Here is a 510-nt window from a genome sequence, read left to right on the forward strand (position 1 = left end):
GAGGGTCGCGCCCTTGGTGTTGTTGAAGCCGCCTTTGTACGCGCGGCCGATGGCGGTGCGGGCGGTGGAAACGATGACTGCACTACGGGTCATGGGAAGGGTCCTCTTGCTGAGTCCCAGCGGAAGCCGGGACCTCCTTATTCTTGCTGCCTGATCGCATGAGGTCCCAGCTTTCGCCGGGACTCACGCCAAGGATTTAGACGAAGAACATCGTCATCCATTCGCAGATCAGGGCGGGCTTATCCTCGCCTTCGATCTCGATCGTGATCTCGACCGTCTGCTGCCACTGGCCGGGGCGCTTCTCGGTCATTTCGAGCAGCTTCCAGTGGCCGCGGATCTTCTTTCCGCTCCGCACCGGGTTGATGAAGCGCGTCTTGTTGCCGCCGTAGTTGACGGCCATCTTGATCCCGTCGGGCTTGGGCAGGTCAGCTTCGGCGCTGAGATAGGGAATCATCGAAAGGGTCAGGAAGCCGTGGGCGATGGTGCCGCCGAACGGCGTCATCTTGGCCG

Annotated in this window: 1 protein-coding gene; it reads right to left on the reverse strand. The window is 61.6% G+C overall.

The genetic code is table 11. The features are described 5' to 3' along the window. Positions 1-196: 196 nt before the first annotated feature. Positions 197-510 (reverse strand): MaoC family dehydratase (locus tag ADAD_RS0115230; RefSeq protein ID WP_010415748.1); only part of this gene is annotated, 314 nt, incomplete at its 5' end.

The sequence above is a fragment of the Citromicrobium sp. JLT1363 genome, from assembly GCF_000186705.1.
Lineage (GTDB): Bacteria > Pseudomonadota > Alphaproteobacteria > Sphingomonadales > Sphingomonadaceae > Alteriqipengyuania.